Annotated in this window: 14 protein-coding genes; 1 reads left to right on the forward strand and 13 read right to left on the reverse strand. The window is 73.9% G+C overall.

Annotated features, from left to right (window positions below):
- Positions 1–159: 159 nt before the first annotated feature.
- From ABTY56_RS04525 to ABTY56_RS04585, 13 genes are all read right to left on the reverse strand, one after another.
- Positions 160–1482 carry a glycoside hydrolase family 16 protein gene (locus tag ABTY56_RS04525; protein WP_350626464.1) on the reverse strand — a complete coding sequence of 441 codons (1323 nt, stop codon included), beginning with the start codon at positions 1480–1482 and terminating at the stop codon, positions 160–162.
- Positions 1483–1714: 232 nt separating this feature from the next.
- Complete coding sequence (locus ABTY56_RS04530; protein ID WP_350626466.1) at positions 1715–2929, reverse strand: NAD(P)-binding domain-containing protein; 1215 nt, start codon at positions 2927–2929, stop codon at positions 1715–1717.
- Positions 2926–4197: a carboxylate--amine ligase gene (locus ABTY56_RS04535; RefSeq protein ID WP_350626468.1), complete on the reverse strand. Its 1272-nt coding sequence runs from the start codon at positions 4195–4197 to the stop codon at positions 2926–2928. Before ABTY56_RS04535 ends, ABTY56_RS04530 begins: the two co-directional genes overlap by 4 nt.
- A gap of 24 nt (positions 4198–4221) precedes the next feature.
- Positions 4222–5748 carry a glycoside hydrolase family 16 protein gene (locus ABTY56_RS04540; RefSeq protein ID WP_350626470.1) on the reverse strand — a complete coding sequence of 509 codons (1527 nt, stop codon included), beginning with the start codon at positions 5746–5748 and terminating at the stop codon, positions 4222–4224.
- On the reverse strand, positions 5745–7844 hold the full coding sequence (locus tag ABTY56_RS04545; RefSeq protein WP_350626472.1) for a glycosyltransferase: 2100 nt from the start codon (positions 7842–7844) through the stop codon (positions 5745–5747). Before ABTY56_RS04545 ends, ABTY56_RS04540 begins: the two co-directional genes overlap by 4 nt.
- A 5-nt stretch (positions 7845–7849) precedes the next feature.
- On the reverse strand, positions 7850–8674 hold the full coding sequence (locus ABTY56_RS04550) for a polysaccharide deacetylase family protein (protein WP_350626474.1): 825 nt from the start codon (positions 8672–8674) through the stop codon (positions 7850–7852).
- Entirely contained in the window at positions 8671–9756 is a 1086-nt protein-coding gene (locus ABTY56_RS04555; protein ID WP_350626476.1) for a glycosyltransferase family 2 protein, read from the reverse strand. The genes ABTY56_RS04550 and ABTY56_RS04555 overlap by 4 nt, the downstream gene beginning before the upstream one ends.
- Positions 9746–11149 (reverse strand): lipopolysaccharide biosynthesis protein, encoded by a 1404-nt coding sequence (locus ABTY56_RS04560; protein ID WP_350626478.1) that lies wholly within the window; start codon positions 11147–11149, stop codon positions 9746–9748. Before ABTY56_RS04560 ends, ABTY56_RS04555 begins: the two co-directional genes overlap by 11 nt.
- Positions 11149–12414 carry a glycosyltransferase family 2 protein gene (locus tag ABTY56_RS04565; protein ID WP_350626480.1) on the reverse strand — a complete coding sequence of 422 codons (1266 nt, stop codon included), beginning with the start codon at positions 12412–12414 and terminating at the stop codon, positions 11149–11151. The genes ABTY56_RS04560 and ABTY56_RS04565 overlap by 1 nt, the downstream gene beginning before the upstream one ends.
- Positions 12411–13757: a glycosyltransferase family 2 protein gene (locus tag ABTY56_RS04570; RefSeq protein WP_350626482.1), complete on the reverse strand. Its 1347-nt coding sequence runs from the start codon at positions 13755–13757 to the stop codon at positions 12411–12413. The genes ABTY56_RS04565 and ABTY56_RS04570 overlap by 4 nt, the downstream gene beginning before the upstream one ends.
- Positions 13757–14611: a glycosyltransferase family 2 protein gene (locus tag ABTY56_RS04575; protein ID WP_350626484.1), complete on the reverse strand. Its 855-nt coding sequence runs from the start codon at positions 14609–14611 to the stop codon at positions 13757–13759. Before ABTY56_RS04575 ends, ABTY56_RS04570 begins: the two co-directional genes overlap by 1 nt.
- A gap of 436 nt (positions 14612–15047) precedes the next feature.
- Complete coding sequence (locus ABTY56_RS04580; RefSeq protein ID WP_350626486.1) at positions 15048–17159, reverse strand: putative bifunctional diguanylate cyclase/phosphodiesterase; 2112 nt, start codon at positions 17157–17159, stop codon at positions 15048–15050.
- Positions 17160–17340: 181 nt separating this feature from the next.
- Positions 17341–18147 (reverse strand): SAM-dependent methyltransferase, encoded by an 807-nt coding sequence (locus ABTY56_RS04585; protein WP_350626488.1) that lies wholly within the window; start codon positions 18145–18147, stop codon positions 17341–17343.
- Positions 18148–18481: 334 nt separating this feature from the next.
- Between ABTY56_RS04585 and ABTY56_RS04590 the strand changes: the two genes are divergently transcribed.
- Positions 18482–20263, forward strand: coding sequence for a glycoside hydrolase family 15 protein (locus ABTY56_RS04590; protein ID WP_350626490.1), 1782 nt, complete (start codon positions 18482–18484; stop codon positions 20261–20263).
- The last annotated feature ends 3 nt before the right edge of the window (positions 20264–20266 follow it).

Raw genomic sequence — 20266 nt, forward strand, 5'->3', positions numbered from 1 at the left:
ACGCGTACGCCGCGGGGCGCCCGGCGGCGGGCGGCGGGCACGCAGGCGCGCGGACGGCGCTGCTGCGCGACCGCAGGTCGCGGCGGTCGGCCCCCGGCACGCGAGGGCCCGGCACCACGGAGTCGCTCCGCGGTGCCGGGCCGGACGGGGCCGGTCGGATCAGTGCTGCCAGACCCGCACGTAGTCGACCTGCATGTCGGCCGGGGTCGCGGTCGGACCGGAGGCGTAGACCCCGTTGTTGAGGATCAGGTACATCGGCGCGGAGGTGATGCCGCTGGTGATCTGACCGACCTTCACGCCGTCGTAGTAGTAGGTCACCGAGCCCGGCTCCCAGTCGGCGCCGTAGGTGTGCCAGCCACTGTAGTTGCCCGAGGCGCAGCCGCCGGGGCCCCCGGACGGCGAGTGGAAGTGGTAGCAGGCCTGACCGCTCAGGCCCTCCATCACGTCCAGCTCACCGTCGGTCGGCCAGTTCTGGCCGTCGGCCCAGAAGGCCGGCCAGTTGGCGACCTGCGAACCCGACGCCGGCAGGTAGATCCGGGCCTCGAACGCGCCGTAGGTGAACTGGGCCTTGCCGTTGGTGTTGACCAGGCCCGAGGTGTACGCGTAGGACTTTCCGTTCACCGTGGCCGGCTTCTGCTCGGCCTTCAGGTGCAGGCTGCCACCGCTCTCGCTGATCTGGGACGGAGCGTAGGCGGCGGACTCGTCGCCGTTGACCGGCGGCGTGGTGCAGGTGGCGCAGCCGAACCAGTTGGGGTTCCACTTCGCGGCGTCGAGCGAGGTGGCGTTGAACTCGTCGGAGAAGGCCGGGCGCCAGCTGCCGGGGATGCCGAGCGGGGTGGCGGAGCCGGACGGCTGGGTCGGCGCGGTGGTGGCGGACGGCGAGGCGCTCGGCGTCGGCGTCGCAGTCGGCGTCGGGGACGCGGTGGCCGTCGGCGAGGCACTCGGCGTCGGCGTCGCACTCGGCGTCGGGGACGCGGTGGCCGTCGGCGAGGCGCTCGGGGTCGGGGTCGCGCTCGGCGTCGGGGTCGTGGGCGAACCGGCGGTGAAACTGCCGATCGGAGCCAGGTTGTGCCAGCGGTTGTCGATCTCGTACGCCACGAAGTACGTGTACTTCCCCGCCGGGAAGGTGCGGCTCGACGGGGTGAACGTGCGCGTCGTCGAGGTGAGGGTCGCCGAAACCGCTCCGGGGAAGTCGTAGTTGGCACCGTCGGCCGAGCGGGCCGCGATGGTCAGCGCCTGGACCGCGGTCCGCTTGGTGGCGTGCAGCTTGGCGGTGGCGGTGACCGGGGCGCCGGGGCCGGGCGCGGCCGGCGTGACCGTGAGGGAGTCGACCACCACCGGCTCGGCCGGCGCGGCCGACGCGGTCGGCAGGGCCCAGGCGGTGGCCGCCCCGGTTCCGGTCGCGGCGATGGCGAGGGCGAGGACGGCGAGCCGACGGGTGCCGGTGAGCGTGCCGGGGCGAGGCTTCGAGTGTTTGGCCATGCGTGGGAGAACCTTTCCTTCCCCCCAGCTGTGGACGCGCAGCAGCCTGAAGGAGGAAGCGGTTCGGACGCAAGCCCGATGCCGCGGCCGAAGCCGCGGCATCGATCGTGTACGTTCCTGAAAGTCCTGGTGGGGCGGGTGTTCAGGGGGGTCCGAACGGACCGTTTGTGAGATGGGGCACAGGCCCCCTCGGCCGGCGGTCCGGACGGATCGGCCGCGGCACTCGGCCGGCTCAGCGGTCCACCGCCCGGGCGACCGCCCGACTGATCCGACGGGCCGCGAATCCGGTCCCGCAGACGAAGCGCATCATCGGCCCGAAGGTGTCGGCCGCGGCGAGGCCGGTGAAGTAGAGCCCGGGCACCGAGGACTCGAAGCCGGGGGTCAGCCGGGGAGCGCCTCCGTTGCGCCGGGCGAGCGCCCCGCGGAGTCCGGGGTCCAGCAGCTGGAGCCGGTCGACGTCGACCTGGTACCCCGTGGCGGCCAGCACCTGCTCGACCTCCAGGGTGTCGGTGGAGCCCCGCAGCCGTAGCCGGACCCGGCCGCCGACGACCTCGGTCGACGCCACCCGGTGGCCGGTGAGCAGGGGGAACCGGCCGACCAGCCGGTCTCGCAACCACCACGCCCCGGCCGGTCCGAGCACTGTCCGCACCAGCGCCGCCCGGCGGTCGTCGGGCAGGTACCGGAACGCGGCCGGGGCCCGGGTGAACCCGACGAAGGACCAGCCCGGACCGAGCGTCGACGCCGGGTGGGCGATCCGCGTCGGCCACGCCCGGTCACCCGGACGGTCGGCGGAGGGCGGCTCGCCGAACAGCAGCCGGTCCGTCCGCGCGACCAGGACCGGTTCGGCCCCCGCCTCGTACATCAGCGTGGCGCTCTCCAGCGCCGACTGCCCGGCCCCGATCACCGCCACCCGCTGTCCGGCGAACTTCGCGAGGTCCGCGTGGTCCGAGGTGTGCGAGGCGAGACCCGCCTCGACCAGCGGTTGGAGGTCGGCGGGGACCCGCGCGTACGACGGGAAGCCGTTGGCCAGCACCACCGTCCGGGCCGTGAACTCCTCGCCGGTGTCCAGGGAGACCCGGAAGCCGGGCGGCGCCCCCGCGATCCGGACCACCGCCGCGCGCTCCACCCCGGGCACGCACCGCTGCTGGAACCATTCGCCGTAGCAGACGAACTCGTCCAGCGGCACCGCGTACCGGTCCCCCACCCAGGCCAGGTGCCGGTCGGCCCTGAATTCGTTCAGGCCGTAGCGGCCTTCGGGATGCGCGATGGAGGAGGCCCTGGGCGTGGACTTCAGGAACATCCCGACCGGCATGCGCGCCCGCCAACTGCCCATCGGCACACCCAGGATGCGGACCGGGACGCCGCGCGCCCCCAGGTGGGCCGCGACGGACAGCCCGTACGGCCCGGCGCCGACGACGGCGACAGGTACTTCACTGACCGATTTCATCTCAAGCCTCCTGCTACGAGACCCTTGGCGATCCGGTTGCCGGCGTAGCCGGCCACCCGCTGTGTCCCCTCGCCGCCGAAGCGCAGCGCCATGACGGCGGCGGGTGCCGGGTCGTCACGACAGAGCCAGGCGCGTTCGGTGGAGCGCCGCGGCCTCAGGTCGGGCAGCGGACGCCGCTCCCGCCAGAACGTGAACGCGGCGGAGAGCACGTCCAGTTGCCCCACCCCGAAGAAGCGGGGAAGCTGCGGACCGGACGGCACCGGACGCCCGGTGAGGGACAGGTGCAGGGCGCGGACCACGTCCACGCCGTCGGCGGTCTCGAACAGCCGGAACTGGGCGCCGGTGCGGGGATTGAAGTCGAGCAGCTTGTACTTGCCGTCGCGCAGGTCCAGCCGCCAGTCCAGATCGGCGATGCCGCTGTAGCCCAGCGCCCGGCAGAGTCCGGCGGCGAGGTCGGCCAGCTCGGGGTTGGGCAGCGAGACCGCCCGCGTGGTGAACCCTCCGGTGGGCGGGTAGGAGCGCAGCTTGCGCCCGGTGAAGACGGCCAGCGGTTCCCCGCCGGGGCCGCAGCACAGGTGGGTGATCCAGTCCTCGGAGCGTTCCTGGGCCAGGTACTCCTGGGCCAGCACGGAGAGCCGTCCGTTCGGCGGACAGGCGGCCAGCAGCTCCTGCTCGTCGCGCACGATCGTGGAGTGCGAGACGACGGGGCGGCTGAGCCGGGTGAACGGCTGCAGGTTCTTCAGCACCATCGGATAGCCGCAGGTGCGGACGGCCGCGAGCAGCTCGTCGTGGTCGCGCGGGGCGACGGTGGCGGGCGCCGGGATGCCGTGCTCCAGACAGATCGCGTGCAGGGCGCCCTTGTCGGCGAGCCTCCGGGGGAGCCCGGCGGCCACCGGCGGCAGGGTGAAGTACGGGGCCAGCTCGTCCGCGTGCTCGGCCAGCAGGACGGCGGCCTCGTCGTCGGTGGGCAGGGCGATGCACGGGCGGTCGATCGCCCGGCCGACGTCCCGGACGAGCGAGACCAGCCGTTCGGGCCGTTCGCGCCCGGTCGTGGGCCGGACGAAGGCGCGCGTCAGGTAGCGGGAGACCGCGGTCGGCGTGAGTCGGTCCTCGACCATCGCGTGGACCGGCACCCCGGCGCGGCCCAGCGACCGCACGACCCCGACGGGCCCGTGCGCCAGCGGATACCTCCCCACCTTGACGAGCAGGACTGCGGTCCGCCGGTCCAGCTCCGGCCCGGTCGGGTGGGTGTGGTCGGTCCGCTTCATGTCGTCCTACCTTCTTCGGGTCTTTCAGTGCTGCCAGACGGCAACCCAGTCGACCTTCACCTGCGTCGTGTCGACGCTGCGCGGGGGCGGCTGCTGGTAGCCGACGGCGAGGTTGAGGATCAGTTCCATCGGCGTGGACGGGATCGCGGCCGGATCGGTGACCTGGAAGACCTTCACGCCGTCGACGTACCAGGTGACCGCGTCCGGCTCCCAGTCGAGCCCGAAGACGTGGTAGCCGACGGCGAAGTCGACCGGGCCGTGGGAGTAGTGGGCGTTGATGTCGGTGCCGTCGGGCGCCTCGGCGTGCAGGTTGAGGTCGACGTACTGGTTGCTGTTGATGAACTCGGCGGTGTCCAGCTCGGGGAGCCCGCCCCGGGTGTTGGCGGGGAGCAGCCAGAACGCGGGGAACATGCCGAGCGGTTGGTCGGTCGTCCTGATGGCTGCGGCGAAGTACCCGTAGGTGAAGGTGTGCCGCGGGGTGCCGTCCCAGTTGTCGCGGCCGGTGGAGATCATCCCGGAGGTCCAGGGGTAGACCCTGCCGTCGCTGCCGACCGTGGGCTCGCGCTGGGCGGTGAGGGTGAGCGCGCCGTTCGCCTGCGAGACCTGGCCGGGGAGGTACCACTGGTCCTCCTGGTGGCCGGAGTTGGTGCAACCCCCGACGTTCCAGTCGTAGCAGGTGGTCCACTTGGAGCCGTCCAGGGTGGCGCGGTTGAAGTCGTCCCGGAAGACCTCGTGCCACGGGCCGGTCGGGGGCGGCTGGTCCGCGCCGACCGGCGGCAGCGGGTCGGACGGGTTCAGGCCCGGGTTCGGGTTCGTGGCCGCCGTCGTGGGGTGGAGCGCGGCCGCGCCGTTGGCGATGCCGTTGGCGGTGCCGCAGGCGGCGACCAGGAGCAGCGCACCGACCGACGCCGGCAGCCGCCACCGGGCCGGACGCCTGACGGAGCGCCGGGGGTGCCGCTGATGGCGGTGGTGGCGGTCGGCCTCGCCGGACCCGGGTACGGGGCCGGTCGGTGCGTCGCCCCCGGGTCCTTCAGCGGCCGGTCCGTCCCCGCCGGATCCTTCTGCGGCCGGTCCTTCAGCGGCGGACCCGCCGGCCGGCGACCCACCGGCCGGCGAGTCACCCGCAGAGGAGACGGGCCGGTCGGTCTCCTCGCGTGCGGGTCGGACGGGCCGGCCGGACGCGAGGGCGGGCACTGCGCGGAGGCGGCGCGGGAGCAGTGTCAGCAGGGTGGTGAGCCCGGCGAGCGCCAGCACGGCCCGGCCGGCCGTGAAGGAGTGCGTGAAGAACAGCGCCTGCGCCGTCAGCGCGGTCAACGCCAGGCTCACCACCACGGCGAGCGAGGCCGCGCTCACCAGGCCCGGGCCGCGGTCGCGCCAGGACGGGTCGGGCCGGGCCCAGGCCACGGCGGCCGCGCCCGGACCGGTCAGCAGGAAGGCGCCGACCACGACCGCCCGCAGCGGGTTCCCGGCCGGGAGCGCCACGGCGGCGAGGGCGGCCCAGCCGAACAGCGCCGGCAGCACGCGCGGCAGGTTCCGCGGTCGGGCGGTCATGACGTGCCCCCTTCGGAACGGTCGGCGGCGGACACTCCCCCGGACGGCACGTGCGCGTCCGGTGCCTGCGGGCCGGGGACGTACGGGGGCGGGACGTACTGGTAGACGACGGCGTCCTTGTTGGAGAGGACCAGCCGCAGGTCGGACGCGGTCGCTGCGGCGGCCGCGAGGCCCTGGGTGGCGGAGACCGGCAGCAGCCCGGTCAGCTCGCACTCGGCGAGCTGGGCCCTGGTCAGGATCAGGTAGGTCGGGCCGAAGAAGTTCGGACGTTCGAGCGCGGTCTGCAGGACGACGCCGGGGTCGGCCACCAGGTGTTTCAGGTCCTCGCCGGAGGCGTCGCCGAGGACGATCCGCTCGTGGTCGTCGTAGTGCAGCTCGCCCCCCGGCTCGTTGGCGGTCAGCGAGATGACCCGGGAGCCGGGCGGGGTCGCGGCGACGTAGCGGAGCGCGGCGGCCTCCTGCGGGGTGAAGTAGTTCATGCTCTCCTTGCCGAAGTAGCCGAAGAGCAGCCCCGTGAGCAGTCCGAGCAGGACGACGCCGGTGACGCCGGTCCGCACCGCGCCGAGGGGCCGGTCTCCCGGTGTGACGGACGGTGCCAGGCACGGCGGGTCGGTCGACCGGGACAGTGCCGCCGGAGCAGCCGCCGGAGCGGCCGGCGGAGCGGTCCGCGTCCCGGTGGAGTCGGCCTGCGCGCGACCCCACAGCAGCGTGGCGACGAGGAACGCCGCGGCGGGAAGGGCGAACAGGTACGCCCGGAACAGCATCTCCCCGTCGTACGCGTTGGCCAGCAGCAGCACGAGCGGGGCGACCAGCAGCGGCACCAGGCCGACCCGGCGCACCCAGCGGTGGCGGATCAGGGCGGCGACGGCGAGCAGGAAGACGGTGGCGGTCAGGCACCGGTCGGCCCAGGAGGTGAGGACCTGCCCCGGGGCGGCCTGTCCCAGCTGGGCGAGGCCGGCCACCGCGTTGTGGTCCGGCGAGCCGAGGGCGGTGACCAGGCTGGTCAGGTGCGACGACACGAACGGCCGGGCCACGGTGGCGTCCCAGAGCACGGTCAGCCCGACCACCGCGGCCAGGACCGGCAGGACGGTGCGGCGGTTGCGCCGGCCGAGGGCCAGCAGGGCCATGGCCACGGCCAGCATGATCGGGGTCAGTTGGTGCGAGGAGACGATCGCGGCGATCAGCACCAGCACGAGGGCGAAGGGCGCCGCCCGCCAGCCACCGTGGCGCGGGGCCTCGGCGACCGCCGACATGGCCCTGGACCCGCTCGGGCCCGGCGGCTGCGGCGCGGGTCGGCGCCCCGTGGCGGCGGGCGAGCGCTCCACCGCCAGCCGGCGCACGACCAGCGCGACCACGGTGAGGGAGAGCAGGTAGGCGAAGGCCTGCGGGGAGAAGTAGTCCTGGCCGACCCAGGCGGTCGCGTAGTAGAGCCAGATCCCGCCCCAGACCAGTCGGCGATCGGTGGTGATGCTCCGGTAGAGGAGCAGCAGCGGGCCGAGCAGCAGGACGTTGGTGATCACCGGGTACCAGGCGGCGTAGCCCAGGACGGAGTCCAGGCCGGTGGCGCGCAGGATCACCGCGTGGAGCTCGAAGAAGCCCGGCCACTGGTTGTAGACGTCGAGTTTGCCCGCTCCCGGCACCGTGCCGCCGTGGCGCAGCATGGCGTCGACGATCGCGACGTGCTTCCACGCCCACGCGTACCGCAGGGTCGGGTAGAGGAGGCTGGGCGTCGCGTGGACGACCGCGATCAGTGCCAGGACGTAGGCGGCGGGCCACCGGTGGCGGACCCGCGGGGCTCGCAGGGCGGTGACGAAGCCGACGGTCAGCAGGACCAGGGCGGCGAAGTAGGCCTGCGGCAGGGCCTGGAGCAGGCCGAGGTCGCCCATCCTGGAGAGATCCGTGCGGGAGAGGGCCAGCATCCAGAGCGCCAGTGCCGCGGGCAGCGCGCACCGGACCACCCAGTCGGACGGGCTGGACGCGGCCACCGCCGCGCGGAACCCGCCGGTCCGGTGGGCCGAGCTGTGGTGGTGGGGTGAGGCGTGGGCCGGTGTCCGGGGGTCGGGTCGGACGTCTTCACGTTCCAGGGCGTCGGTCACTGTGATCACTCCTGACCGCGGCTCCGGGGCGGCCCGCCGACGGGGCTGCCGAGGGCCGCACGCAGGCGGCGGTAGGCGCGCCACGCCCGGGTGGCGGCGCTCTCGTGGATGGGCGCGGTCGGGGCGCCCCGGCGTTTCGTCCAGTCGTCGAACACCCTTGCCGGGGTGTCGGCGCGGACCATCAGGCGGGAGATCCGCAGCGGGTCGTCGGCCGGGGAGCTGAAGGCGTTCCCGACCGCGGCGGCGGAGGTGTAGCCGGCCTGGCCCACCCGGCGGCGGACCTCGGTTCCCGAGTACCCGTGCGGGTAGGCGAAGGAGACGACCTCGTGGCCGAGGAAGTCCTCCAGGATCGTCTTGCAGCCGGTGACCTCGTCGGCGAGCCGGCGTCCGTAGACGGTGTCCATCGGGACGTGGGTCCGGGAGTGGGCGCCGATCTCGACGCCCAGCGCGTCGAGGGTGGCGATCTGACGCCAGTTCAGCATCGGGGCCGGCGGCAACAGGCTGCCGGTGGCGCGCCCGCCGGGCGGGTGGACGGCGCCGGTGGTGACGTACAGGGTGGCCGGCAGGCCCTCGTCGGAGAGAACCGGGGCGACCGTCCAGTAGAAGTCCGCGTAGCCGTCGTCGAAGGTGAGGACGGCGGAGCCGGGCGACAGCGGCGGGCCGCCGCGCAGGGCACTGACCAGCCGCCGCAGCGGCACCAGGGACAGGCCGCTGTCACTGATCCGGTGCAGCTGCTCGCGGAACAGGGCCGGCGTGACGGTGTACGGCGCGAGCCAGGACGGCGGGTCGTCCGAGACCGAGTGGTAGAGGAAGACGGGTATCTCGGTCATGGCCCGTTCCCGGTCGCTGTGCCCCCGGGGGCCCGGGCCGGCGCGGGCCGGATCCCCCGGGTCCCGTCGTGGGCGGGCCCCGGGGTGGGCTCGCCGTCGGTCCGACGGGACGCGGTCCGTTCGGCGCGGCCGGCGACCGCCCCGGTCAGGTAGCCGGCGGCGGTCAGGGCGACACCGGCGCAGAGCGCCGCCGCCGTTGCGGGCCGACGCCGCCGCAGGGTGCGCAGCAGCGCGGCGGGCACGGTGTGCCGCAGGTAGGCGCGTTCGCTGGCCAGGCCTGCGGCGGCGCCGCCGTGCCGCACCACCGCGGCCTTGGAGCGGCCCTCGGCGAAGCAGCGTGCGGCGAAGTAGGAGAAGGTGGTGCGGGCCGGCGGCACCCGGTGGCGGACTGCGGCGGCGGGCTCGTAGCGCAGCACGGCGCCCGGGTGGCCGGCTGCCAGGCGGATGCACAGCTCCGTCTCCTCGCAGCCGAGCGGACGTCGGCCGACCCGGCCGAGGTCGGTCCGGAAGCCGCCGGCGGCCAGGGCCTCGGCGCGTCGGAAGGACATGTTGGCGCCGATGAAGTTGCGCACCGGGGCCGGCCCGTCCGGCAGCCCGCGGTAGGAGCAGCCGACGACCCAGTCGAACTCGGGCGGGAACCAGTCGGGGCGGCCGGTCTGCCACCAGGGCCGGACGTGGCCGCCGACGCCGAGCACCTCGGGCGTGCGGAAGCCGGCCAGCAGGCTCTCGGTCCAGGCGGGGTCGGCGGTGGCGTCGTCGTCCAGGAAGGCGATCAGCTCGCCGCGGGCCGCGGTCAGGGCGGTGTTCCGGGCGCCGGAGAGGCCGCGCCGGTGGCGGTTGGGCAGGATCCGCAGGTCGGCGGGCAGCTGTTCGCGGGCGAGGCGGAGCAGTTCGGGGCAGTGGTCGACCACCAGTACGGTCTCGGCGGGCGGGCGTTGCTGGGCGCGTACCGAGGCGACGGCGGCGCACAGGTCGTCCCAGCGCTCGACGGTGTAGGCACAGATCACCACGGTCAGGCTCGGTGCGGGGGTCGGGTTCTCCACCCGGCCGGAGGAGCGGTCGGAGGACTGGTCAGTGGTCATCGTCCCCACCTCCCTCCACGGCCTCCATGGTCCGGAACCAGTGGCGCAGGACGACGAGCAGGAAGGAGGCCAGCACGTACTCGGAGATCACCCAGGCCAGACCGACTCCGACCAGTCCGTGGCGCGGCAGCAGAAGGACGACCAGGGTGATGATCATCACGGCGGAGGCCATCCGCACCCCGACCATCCAGGGCAGGGACCGGCGGACCCGGGCCACCTGGATGACCACGTTGGTGACCGCGATCGGCAGCGCGCACAGGGTGAGCAGGCGCAGCACCGCGGTGCCGTGCTCGGCGTACTGGGCGCCGAACACGCCCAGGATCCACGGCGCGCCGACCACGATGACCACCACGGCGCCGACCAGCAGCAGCCCGGTGTGGCGCAGCATGCGCCGGGCGTACTCGGCGAGCCGCTGCGGGTTTCGGGCACCCTCGACCACCAGGGAGTGGCCCATGCTGAACGTCGCGACGAAGAGCGTGGAGGCGATGACGAAGGCCAGCGAGTAGTAGGCGCTGCCCCTCGGGCCGAGCTGAGCCAGCACGATCAGCGGAACGGCGCTGTAGCTCGCGAAGCTGAAGAGGTTGCCGAGGTAGTCGGCGCCGGCCCAGCGCAGGACGCGCTGGGGCGGTTCGGCGTCGACGTCGGCGGCCGCCTCGTGGACCGGAACGGCCCGGCGGAACAGCACGACGTTGGCCAGGGCGATCGAGATGACCATGGCGACCGACCAGGCCACCAATATGCCGGTACCGACGGCGAGTGCCGCGCAGGTCGCGAGCAGCACGGCCTTGGCGACCGCGAAGACGGCGTTCTCGCCGAGCACCCAGCCGGTGCAACGGGTGCCGGTGAGCGCTCCGTCCTGGAGGACGAAGATCGCGTAGCCGGCCGTGGCGGCGACGAAGGAGACCGCGAGCACCGGGGAGTGCAGGTAGCGCAGGTTCGGGGCGACCACCGGGATCAGCAGCAGGAAGCCGACCGCGACGAGGGCGCTGCAGCCGGCGCTGATCGCGTAGCACCGCAGCACCAGGTGCCGGGTGTGCCGCCCGGCGGCGGGGACGAACCGCACCAGGGCGTCCCCGAGGTTGAGGCTGCCGAGGGTGGCCAGGAACATCGCGGCGGACAGGGCCGCGTAGCTCCGTCCGACGGCCTCGACGCTGTAGTAGCGGGTGGCGAGGATCCAGAAGAACGCGCCGAGCCCGGCTGCGACGATCGAACTCGCGGCCAGCACGTGCCCGTTGTGCATCAGGGAGTCCGCACGCAGCCGCTCGGCCGCCGCCCGGACCCGGGCGCGGAGCAGGGCGGGGTAGGAGCACTCACAGGGCAGCGCCACCGGGCAGGAGCAGGACCGTACGGAGGTCGCCCGCTGCTTGGACCGGTTGTGGTCGAGGATGGACATCACGGCCTCGCCGAGGTGTCGGCCCGGTGCTGCACCCGCATGCTGCGCAGGTAGCAGAGCGGCCCGTAGAGCAGGCCGAGGAGCTCCATCCGCCCGAGGTGGGCCATCAGCGGGTCGCGGCGCTGTCCGGTCGGGGTGCCCCGGCGGAGGGTCTGCCGGACCCCGCGCGGCACCCGGGCGAGCAGGGCGGCCAGCAGTCTCGGCTGGTGCCGGGTGGCGGCGGCCAGGTAGGCGCCGAAGCCGATGCCGAAGCCGAAGACCTGGGTGGTCAGCGCCTCCATGGAGCGGCGGTGGGGGTGCCAGACCAGGGCGTCCGGCCGGTACACGACGGTGTGGCCGGTGGTGAGGACCTGGAGGAAGGAGAGCAGGTCCTCGCCGCCGCGCGCCGGCGTACCGGTGCTGGTCGCGGGGTCGAAGCCGCCGATCGAGCGGAGCAGGCCGGTGTGGAAGGCCATGTTGGCCCCGGTGCCGAGCCGGCCGGTGGCGAAGGGGAAGAGCGGGTCGTCACCGGGGTCGTGCAGGGACCAGCTGCGGACGGTGAAGCCCTTGGCGTAGCCGCAGTACTGCTCCAGCGCGATCTGCGCCCGGGTGTCCAGTTCGGCGGGCAGCACCAGGCCGGTCACGCAGCCCACCCCCGGGACCGAACGGAAGCCCTCGACCAGCGCCGCCGCCCATCCGGCGTCGATCAGGAGGTCGTCGTCGGCGAAGGCACAGATCTCGCCGCGGGCCACGGCCAGTCCGCGGTTGCGCGCCCGGGCCAGGCCGGGCACCGGCTCGTGCAGGTAGCGGACCCGGTCGGAGTAGCGGTGCCGGACGAGCAGTTCGGTGGCCCGGTCCGAGGGCGCGTTGTCGACCACGATCACCTCGATGTGCCGGTAGGTGCCGGTCAGGAGGGCGTCCAGGGAGCGCGGCAGCAGGTCGGCACGGTCGTGCGTGCAGACGACGACGCTCACCAGCGGGGTGCCGGCCGCCTCGGCCGGCGCCGTCGACGGGCTCCCGGTCGACGTGCCGGGGAGCGGCGCCGGCGGGTCCAGGTCGCGGGCCGCCGCGGCGGACAGGGCCCGGCACAGGGCGCCCGGGTCTGCGGCGTCGGCTTCGGCGGTCAGCAGGCCCAATGGCTGCCCGTGATGACGGATCAGTGCCAGGACCCGGCCGTGCGGGGAGAACACCTCGCCCCGACCGGGGCGGTGCAGCTCGTCCGGGCGTTCGAGGGACAGTTCGGCGACCGCGACGGGCGCGGGCGGCAGGGCGATCGGAACAGTCATGACAGCCGGCCTCCAGCCTGGTGTCCGACCCGACCCCCGGCCCTGGGGCGGCGCTGTTGCCAGACGGTGAAGAGGTAGCAGAACGGGCCGTACAGGAGTCCCCGGCGCTCCAGCTTCCGGAGCCGGCGCAGGGTGTCGCCGTCGACCGGGCCGGTCCGAGGGCCGACCCGATGGGTGACGTGCCAGCGCCACATGCCGTAGGGCAGCCGGCGCAGGAGCTCGGCGAGCAGGCTCGGCCGGTGGGAGATCGCTGCCGCCAGGTAGGCGCCGAACCCGACCCCGAAGCCGCTCACCTGAGTGGCGAGCGCCTCCATGGTCCGTCGGTGCCGGTGCCAGATGATCGCATCGGGCTGGTAGGCCACGGTGTGCCCGGCGGTCAGCACCTGCTGGAAGGAGAGCAGGTCCTCGCCGCCCCGGGAGGGCGTTCCGGTGCCGGTGGCCGGGTCGAAGCCCCCGACGGCGCGGATGACGTCGGTGCGGAAGGACATGTTGGCCCCCATGCCGAAGCGGCCGGCGGAGAAGCGGACCAGCGGGTCGTCCGGCGGTTCCCGGAGCGACCAGCTCCGGGCGGAGAAGCCGCGGGTGGGACCGTTGTACTGCTCCAGGACGAACTGCGCCCTGGTGTCGAGCTCGGCGGGCAGCACCAGCCCGGTCACGCAGCCGATCCGGTCGTCCGACGTGAAGGCGTCCACCAGGGCGCTCACCCAGCGGTGGTCGGCGATGGCGTCGTCGTCCGTGAAGGCGCAGATCTCGCCGCGTGCGGTCGCCAGGCCCCGGTTGCGGGCCCGGGACAGGCCGGGCAGCGGCTCCCGCACGTACCGGACGCGGTCCCCGTAACGGGACCGGACCAGGTTCTCGGTGCTGTCGTCCCTGGGGGCGTTGTCCACCAGGATCACCTCGGTCACCGGGTGCCCGAGCCGCACCAGCGAATCCAGGCAGCTCGGGAGCATCTCGTCCCGGTCCCGGGTGCAGACGATCACGCTGACCGTCGGGTTGCCCGCAGGCACCCGGGCGCGTCCGACCCGACCAGGGCGCGCCGCGGGTGTCGCGGTGGACAGGGCGGGAACGGGGAGTTCCCGGTAGGCGGCGTCGACCAGCGCCCGGCGCAGCGCGGCGGTGTCGCCGGCGGTTCCGGTGGCCGTGACCAAGCCGAGCGGGTGTCCGTGCAGCCGCACCAACGCCAACACGCGGCCGATCGGGTCGACGACACCGGTCCCGCCGGGCAGGCGCAGCCCGCTCGACTCGTCCAGGTCCAGCTCGACGACACGGACGGGGGTGTAGAGCGACTCGCGGACGGCAGTGCGCGGGCAGGCAGCTGCGGTGCGCCGGTCGGTGCCATTCATCAGCGCTCCCCCACGGGGGCGGCCGTCGAGGACCGGGCGCCGGGACGCTCGGAGATCAGGGTCCTCAGCACCCGGCGGCCGTCGGAGACGGCGTGCAGGTGGGAGCGACCACTGCGGCGGGGGAGTTCCAGGCTCGGCACCTCGGCGATCCGCAACCCGGAACGCAGCGCGTGCGCGATCATCTCGGCCTCGATCTCGAAACCGGTGGAGCGCAGGTCCAGGGCATCCAGGAAGGAGCGGCGGAAGGCACAGTAGCCGTAGCACAGGTCGGTGAGACTCGCGTCGTAGAGCCGGTTGACGACGGCGATGAGGGCGCGGTTGCCGAGCGAGCGGACCCGCGTGAAGTCGAGCGATCCGCCGCCGGCGATGCAGCGCGAGCCCTTGACGAAGTCGTAGCCGTGGTCGAGGAAGTGCAGGTAGTGCGGGATCTCGCCGGGCCACATCGACCCGTCGGCGTCCATCATGACGACGTACTCGCAGGTGGCGGCGGCGAAGCCGGTGCGCAGGGCGTTGCCCTTGCCGGGGCCGCTCTGCACGACGCTGCGAACGGTCGGCAGGCAGTGCTTGGCCATCGGGACGGTGGCGTCGTCGGACTCGCCGTCGACCAGGATGACCTCGTCGACGCAGGGCGGGATCTGCTCGAAGACCCAGGGGATGTTGCGGGCCTCGTTGTGGGCGGGGACGACCAGGCTGACCGTGTGGGTCGTGGTGACGCGGTCGCCGGAGCGGCGCATCGGCCGGCGCTGGGCGCCCCGGTCTCCGGCCCGCCGGTGCGGGTGGCCGTTTTCGGTGTGGTCGGGAACCTGTCCGGCGTACGGGTACCGGACGGCGTCGGGCGGCATGGTGGTACTCATCGAGGGCGGCCTCTCGGAGGGAGGCGGCGGGCGGGCGCCGGACGCGGCGCGGCCCCTGGCCTGGGTGAACGGGCGACGGGCGCGGACGGATTCACGCAGGAAGCCCGGGGGAAGCCCGTGGAAGGGCTGCCGACGGGCGACGGGCGCGGACGGATTCACGCAGGAAGCCCGGGGCGAGCCCGTGGAAGGGCTGCCGAATACGAACGGAGAGCGCTGTGGCGGCCGATTCGGGGGTGCGCACCGCCGGGCTCTCACGGCGCCTGGGCGCCGCTCGTACGGACTGGCGAAGTACCACCACACCCTCGGGTGCGGGGTGCGCCAGGGCTTCATCGTCTGCCAGTACGGACAGTCACGTCAAGGGGGTTTTAGTCGGGTTTTACCGTAACTTCGGATGACTTTTGGTGACAGTAGGTCACCAGGCCCTCGACGGCGCGGCTCAGCCCTCGACGGGACGACCCTTCGGCTCCTCCACGATCCGGCGGGCGATCTCGGCCGGCCGCACCGGGCGGCCGAAGTGCCAGCCCTGCGCCCAGTCGCAGCCCATGGTCCGCAGCCGCTCGGCGTCCTTGGCGGTCTCCACGCCCTCGGCGGTGACGTTCAGCCCGAGCGCGTGCGCCATCGACACCAGGCCGCTGACGATCCGCCACCCGGTGGACTCGTCCTTCCCCGGTTCGTGCAGGTCACCGACGAAGGACCCGGCGATCTTCAGCCCGGAGACCGGGAGGTCGCGCAGGTAGGCGAGGTTGGACCAGCCGGTGCCGAAGTCGTCCACGGCCAGCGACACCCCGAGGTCGACCAGACCGTGCAGACTGCGCAGCGCCTCGTCCTCGGGTCCGACCACGGTCGACTCGGTGATCTCCAGCTGCAGCCGGGCCGGGTCCAGTCCGGTGCCGTCCAGGATCCGGGCGAGGTCGGCGACCAGCCCGGCGTTGCGGGCCTGACGGACCGCCAGGTTGACGTTGAGCTGCGGCGCGTCGTCGCCGAACCGCTTGATCCAGTCCGCGGCCTGACCGCACGCCTGCTCCAGCACCCAGCGGCCGAGCGGCATGATCAGCCCGGTCTCCTCGGCGGTGGTGACGAACTCGTCCGGGCCGAGCACGCCCAGCTGCGGGTGACGCCAGCGCACCAGCGCCTCGACGGCGGCCAGCCGGCCGTCCGCCAGCCGGTAGAGCGGCTGGTAGTCGATGAAGAACTCGCCGCGGTCGAGGGCGGCGGGCATCCGCACCGACACCGCGTAGCGGCTGACCGCGCGGGCGTTCTCCTTGGGGTCGAACAGCGTCCAGCGGCCGCGGCCCGCCTCCTTGGCGCGGTACAGCGTCAGGTCGGCGGCGCGGACGGCGGCGCCCGGCGTGGTGGTGGACACCCGCCGCTCCAGCACGCCGACGCTGGCGCCCACGGCGAGCTTGTGGTCGCCGATCAGCACCGGCCCGGCCAGCGCCGCGAGGACGGTCTTCGCGGCGGCCACCGCCTCCTTCTCGCCCCGGCACTTCTCCAGCAGGACGACGAACTCGTCGCCGCCGAGCCGGGCCACCAGGTGCCCGAGCGGCGTGAGGGCGGCCTTCAGCCGGGCGGCGACGGCGGACAGCAGCTGGTCCCCCATGTCGTGGCCGAGGCTGTCGTTGACCACCTTGAAGCCGTCGAGGTCGACGTAGCAGAGCCCGAAGCGGGCGCCCGGCTCCGGGTCCTCGAACAGCTTCTCCAGCCGCTCGAAGAAGGCCGCCCGGTTCGGCAGGCCGGTCAACGGGTCGTGGGTGGCCTGGTGGCGCAGCCGCTCCTGGAGCCGGTAGCGGTCGGTGACGTCCTCCAGCATCGCCACCTGGTACTGCGGGGTGCCGTCGTCGTCGCGGATAAGCGAGACGGTCAGGTGGGTCCAGACCACCTCGCCGTCCTGGCGGTAGTACGGCTTGTCGAACTGGAAGTACTCGCGCTTGCCGCTGATCAGCTCCTCGTACGCCTCCCAGACGCCCGGGGTGTCCTCCGGGTGCACCAGGTCGCCGACCCGGCGGCCGATCATGTCCGCGGGCCCCGCGCCGAACAGCTCCTGCAGGGCCTTGTTGACGGCCAGGATGTTGCCGTCGGTGTCGCCGATGCCGATGCCGATCGCGGCGCTCTCGAACAGCGCGCGGAACCGCGCCTCGGAGGCGCGCAACGCCCGCTCGGCCTCCCTGCGGGCGGCGTCCGCGGCGGTACGGATCGCCTCCTGCTCGCGCAGCGTGCGCTCCCGCAGGGCGGCGGCCCAACCGGAGGCGAACGCGCCGGTCAGGGCGGGACCGCGGTCGTCGGTGAGCGACTGCGCCTGGAGCAGCTCGACCGCCCTGGCCAGCAGCACCGGGTCGGTGAAGTGCGCGTCGACCAGCTCGGCGCCGGCCTGCGCGGCCAGCTGCGGCTCGAACGGCGCCTCCTCCTGGGCGCGGTGCAGCAGGGCGGCGGTGCGGGCGACCAGGCGGTTGAGCAGGCCGGGGTGGACGACGATGCCGTGATCGGCGGAGAGCAGCCGGGACCAGTCCTCGTGGAACCGCTCGGCACTGCCGGCGGGGATCGCGGTCATGTCCGCACCCCCGCTGCCCGGGCGCGCGACGGGCCGGGGCGGGTGCCGGTGCCGGTTTCGGCGCGGGTGGCGATGCAGAGTCCGGTGCCGGTTCCGGTTCCGGTGCCGGTGGCCGCGCAGGACCGTCCGGCCGCCGCCCGGTGCGGTGCCCGGCCGTCGGTCTCCCGCCCGCTGCCTCCACTCAAGGGCGGAACCCCACGCCAGCCACCCCGGTCATCCGCTCGGGGTGCTCACCGACCGACTCCGGCTGGTCCGGGCGCCACTGCGGCAGATAGACCACGCCCGGCTCGACCAGCTCGAAGCCGTCGAACATCGTGGTGATCTGCTCGCGCGTGCGCATGGTCAGCGGGGTCGGCGTCATCCGGTAGAGCTTCTGGTGGTCCTCCGCCTGGTCGGGGCGGCCCTCCAACGAGGCGTGGGAGAGGACCAGGGCGCTGCCGGGCGGCAGCACGTCGCGGATCGCGCCGATCAGCTTCCACGGGTCCTCGGCGTCGCTGACGAAGTGCGCCACGGCCACCAGCAGCACGCCGACCGGCTCGCCCTCGGCCAGCAGCCCTGCCACCTCGGGGCGGGCCAGCAGGTCGTCGACGTCGCGCAGGTCGGCCTGGACGACGGCGCAGGCCTGGTCCCCCTCCAGCAGCAGGCGGCTGTGCGCGACGGCGACCGGGTCGCGGTCCACGTAGACGACCTCCGCCTCGGGGCGGATCGCGCGGGCGATCTCGTGCACCGCGCCGAAGGTCGGGATGCCGGAGCCGATGTCCAGGAACCGGGTGATGCCCTGCTCCGCGAGGAACGTCACCGCGCGGCGCAGGAAGGCGCGGTTGGAGCGCATGATCTGCGGCAGCTCCGGCCACAGGGCCAGCGCCTTGCGGGCCATCTCCCGGTCGACCTCGAAGTTGTGCGAGCCCCCCAGGTAGTAGTCGTAGACCCGCGCGGCGTTCGGTTTGTCCAGGTCCGTACCCTCCGGTACCCAGCTCGGTCGCCGCATGCCTGTGACTCCTTCACTCCGGTCAGGGGAGGCAGTGCCGCACGGACACTCCTGTGACAACTGAGACTACAAGCACAGAAGATCCTCCTCCGCACCCCGAACGGGTGCAAGCGGAGTGCCGGGCTCCTGGCCGCCGACAGGCCGTACGGCCGGTGGGGGCGGGCCGTGGGGCCGGTGCCGGCGGGCCGTGGGCGAGTCGAGTCGGCGGGGCGCGTCGGCTGGGCGCCGTCGGCATGTCGCGTCGGCATGTCGCGTCGGCGCGCCGACCGGGTCGCGGGCGGGCCGGACACTCCTGCGGTGCGCGGGGGCGCCGGCGCGTCCCACAATGAGCATGATGACCGGAGCCATCGAGGACTACGCCCTCATCGGCGACCTGCAGACCGCCGCCCTGGTGGGCCGGGACGGATCGGTCGACTGGCTCTGCCTGCCCCGCTTCGACTCCCCCAGCTGCTTCGCCGGACTGCTCGGCGACCAGCGCCACGGCGCCTGGCGGCTCGCCCCGGCCGGCGCCGCCGAGTGCCACGCCCGCCGCTACCGGGGCGACAGCCTGGTGCTGGAGAGCGAGTGGCAGGCCCCCGACGGGCGGGTGCGGATCACGGACTTCATGCCGCAGCGCGGCCAGGGCGGACAGCGCGACCCCCAGCTGATCCGGATCGTCGAGGGCCTCGACGGCACCGTCCCGATGCGCGGCACCCTGCGGCTGCGCTTCAACTACGGGCGGATCGACCCCTGGGTGCGGCGCACCGAGCACCACCGGGTCGCCGTCGCCGGGCCCGACTCCGCCTGGCTGCGGGTGCCCGCCGGCGTCCACACCTACGGGCTGGACGGCGTCACCACCTCGGAGTTCACCGTCACCGCCGGGCTGCGCGTCCCCTTCGTCCTCACCTGGCAGCCCTCCCACCTGGCCTCCGCGCCGCGCACCGACCCCGAGCGGGCACTGCTCGCCACCCTCGAGCGGTGGCAGAACTGGGCATCCGGCTGCCAGTACCAGGGCGAGTGGCGGCCGGCCGTACTGCGCTCACTGCTCACCCTCAAAGCCCTCGCCTACGCCCCCACCGGCGGGATCGTGGCGGCCGCCACCTCCTCCCTGCCGGAGCGGATCGGCGGCCTGCGCAACTGGGACTACCGGTTCTGCTGGCTGCGCGACTCGTCGATGACGCTCTCCGCCCTGCTGCGCGGCGGATTCCGGGAGGAGGCCGCCGCCTGGCGCCGCTGGCTGCTGCGCGCCATCGCCGGCGGCCCCCGGCACGTCCAGGCCGTGTACGGGGTCGCCGGGGAGCGGGTGCTCGGCGAGACCACCGCCGACTGGCTGCCCGGATACGAGGGTTCACGGCCGGTCCGCTTCGGCAACGCCGCCGTCGACCAGCTCCAACTCGACGTCTACGGCGAGGTGGTGGACACCCTCCACCTCGCGCTGCTGGCCGGACTGCCGATGGAGCGGCACGTCTGGACACTGCTGCGCTCACTGATGAACCACCTCGAACAGCACTGGCGCGAGCCGGACGAAGGGCTGTGGGAGGTCCGCGGCGGGCGGCGGCACTTCGTCCACTCCAAGGTGATGTGCTGGGTGGCCGCCGACCGCGCCGTCCGGCTCGCCGAGGCCACCGGGCTGCCCGCGCCGGTCGACCGTTGGCGGGCGCTGCGCGACTCCGTCCACGCCGACGTCTGCGCGAACGGTTACGACCGGCGGAGCGGCGTGTTCGTCCAGCACTACGGCGGACGGGGGCTGGACGCGGCCACGCTGTTCGTGGTCAAGAGCGGCTTCCTGCCGCCCGACGACCCCCGGGTGGTACGCACCGTGGACGCCGTCCGGGACGAGCTCGACCACGGCGGGCTGGTGCGCCGCTACCGGGCCGGGCCCCACGGCGACGGGCTGCCGGGCGGCGAAGGCGCCTTCCTGGCCTGCTCGTTCTGGCTCGCCGACGCGCTCGCCGCGACGGGGCGCACGGACGAGGCACGGGCGCTGTTCGCGCGGGTGGTCGGGCTCGCCAACGACCTCGGACTGCTCTCCGAGGAGTGGGATCCGTACGCCGGGCGTCAACTCGGCAACACACCACAGGCGTTCAGCCACGTGGCGCTGGTCAACACCGCCTTCACGCTGGCCGAGCCGCGGTAGCGG

This window comes from Kitasatospora sp. NPDC097691, from assembly GCF_040302665.1.
Lineage (GTDB): Bacteria > Actinomycetota > Actinomycetes > Streptomycetales > Streptomycetaceae > Kitasatospora.

Excerpts from the sequence above, each read along its gene's own strand:
- ABTY56_RS04585 (WP_350626488.1), bottom strand. The coding sequence starts at position 18,147 with ATGCGGCGACCGAGCTGGGTACCGGAGGGTACGGACCTGGACAAACCG.
- ABTY56_RS04540 (WP_350626470.1), bottom strand. The coding sequence starts at position 5,748 with ATGACCGCCCGACCGCGGAACCTGCCGCGCGTGCTGCCGGCGCTGTTC.
- ABTY56_RS04590 (WP_350626490.1), top strand. The coding sequence starts at position 18,482 with ATGACCGGAGCCATCGAGGACTACGCCCTCATCGGCGACCTGCAGACC.
- ABTY56_RS04550 (WP_350626474.1), bottom strand. The coding sequence starts at position 8,674 with ATGACCGAGATACCCGTCTTCCTCTACCACTCGGTCTCGGACGACCCG.
- ABTY56_RS04565 (WP_350626480.1), bottom strand. The coding sequence starts at position 12,414 with ATGACTGTTCCGATCGCCCTGCCGCCCGCGCCCGTCGCGGTCGCCGAA.
- ABTY56_RS04535 (WP_350626468.1), bottom strand. The coding sequence starts at position 4,197 with ATGAAGCGGACCGACCACACCCACCCGACCGGGCCGGAGCTGGACCGG.
- ABTY56_RS04570 (WP_350626482.1), bottom strand. The coding sequence starts at position 13,757 with ATGAATGGCACCGACCGGCGCACCGCAGCTGCCTGCCCGCGCACTGCC.
- ABTY56_RS04575 (WP_350626484.1), bottom strand. The coding sequence starts at position 14,611 with ATGAGTACCACCATGCCGCCCGACGCCGTCCGGTACCCGTACGCCGGA.
- ABTY56_RS04580 (WP_350626486.1), bottom strand. The coding sequence starts at position 17,159 with ATGACCGCGATCCCCGCCGGCAGTGCCGAGCGGTTCCACGAGGACTGG.
- ABTY56_RS04525 (WP_350626464.1), bottom strand. The coding sequence starts at position 1,482 with ATGGCCAAACACTCGAAGCCTCGCCCCGGCACGCTCACCGGCACCCGT.
- ABTY56_RS04560 (WP_350626478.1), bottom strand. The coding sequence starts at position 11,149 with ATGTCCATCCTCGACCACAACCGGTCCAAGCAGCGGGCGACCTCCGTA.
- ABTY56_RS04555 (WP_350626476.1), bottom strand. The coding sequence starts at position 9,756 with ATGACCACTGACCAGTCCTCCGACCGCTCCTCCGGCCGGGTGGAGAAC.
- ABTY56_RS04530 (WP_350626466.1), bottom strand. The coding sequence starts at position 2,929 with ATGAAATCGGTCAGTGAAGTACCTGTCGCCGTCGTCGGCGCCGGGCCG.